Raw genomic sequence first — 1,470 nt, 5'->3', positions numbered from 1 at the left:
TCTGTCCCACCGGATGATTGATTCATTCTGGTTTAATTATTGCTATTCTCGTTGTAGAATGTTGGATCGACCACAATTACTCATAGCATACACTATGGGAAATCAATGGGAAAAGGATGAATGCCACGCAACGCTCCCTCTCGTATCGACCAGAATTCACGGTACACTCAGCCTTCATCGATTAATCCCTCGGTTGCTACTTAGTGTGAGTGTGGGCCAGGGAATGTGAGAATATCTATCAGACTTGTTCACCNTCAGCCTTCATCGATTAATCCCTCGGTTGCTACTTAGTGTGAGTGTGGGCCAGGGAATGTGAGAATATCTATCAGACTTGTTCACCCATGTTTCAAGATCGACAAAATCGATGTGAAAACTTGGCAGTATGCTAATTGGCCACAAGTTATTTGCTACTTCTACTCGTTGCACAAATCCCGGTGCAACAACCACCTGCATAGGCCGGGAGAATGTGGGAGGGCATCATGGTCGGTCCNAGTCACGTAAAGATCACTCAATCAAAAATGTATAACACATCACATGCCTGCCTATCGCGCTCTCAAAAGAGATCGATGTGGCATTTGCACTCCGGAGAGCACTGTGTTGTCCGGTGAAGATTTCGTCGGTCATTCGTCGACGGCCACCTCGGTTGCGAGCAGGTCGCGCGCTTCCAGGACTGGCAGGCCGCCGGAGTGGTCGATATGAGCGTGGGTGAGCAATACTGTACCGACGCGCGTGTTCTCGCCGAGCAGATCGGCGACGTCGTCGACAAGCTCCTCTCGATAGGCAAGCTCACTGTATGTTCGGATTCACATGACAGGTTCGTACACACGAGATTCTCACACCCGTGCTGGTCGACCGAGCAACTGCCACGATGGCGTGCGTTTGTCGTACGTGCGGCTGATGTCTCTCGGTGAATGGATACGAACCGGAGGGCTCCAACGGCGAAGATCCACACGAACTCGGTGCTTTCGTGTGACTTTCGAGGATCGCCGTTCTGTCGACGTGAAACCCCGTGTAGTCGCATGAGAATCCATTATCGTAGCCGCTCTTACTTGACCTCCAATATAATGACGAGAGTAGAATGATCCAACCGAGAGACCGCACCACCAGTGAACCCGACCGTGGTAGCAAATGTGCTAACCGCTGTAGCAAACTGAAAGCCGACTATATGAAGCGGAATACTTGCCATCCCCACGACAACAGCGAGTAAATATAGCCAGAAAGCGATACGGAGTTCAATCGTTGCTGGACTTCTCGATGCTGCTGTGCGCTCAGCTAAGGAGCTGCTTTCTGTTTCACTAGACATAGAATCTGTAGACCGCGTTCAGGCCGCTAACCGCGCCGCTCGTGCTCGCTGTTCAGTCCGACGTACTCACGTTCTAATCTCAGTACCTCACAAAGCGGGTTAGGTGAACGGGCTGCTTGGTCGGTTGATGCAGCCGGACCAAGCAGCCAATGAACTCACAGAAGAGC

The 1,470-nt window shown here is 51.3% G+C and carries 1 protein-coding gene; it reads right to left on the bottom strand.

Features of this window, described 5'->3' with window-relative positions; genetic code table 11:
• Positions 1-620: 620 nt before the first annotated feature.
• On the bottom strand, positions 621-746 hold the full coding sequence (locus C448_RS16565; protein ID WP_275039138.1) for an MBL fold metallo-hydrolase: 126 nt from the start codon (positions 744-746) through the stop codon (positions 621-623).
• Positions 747-1,470 lie beyond the last annotated feature (724 nt).

This window comes from Halococcus morrhuae DSM 1307, assembly GCF_000336695.1.
GTDB classification, from domain to species: Archaea; Halobacteriota; Halobacteria; order Halobacteriales; family Halococcaceae; genus Halococcus; species Halococcus morrhuae.
The sequence above is the reverse complement of the archived record's forward strand: the minus strand, read 5'-3'. Positions and strand labels throughout refer to the sequence as shown.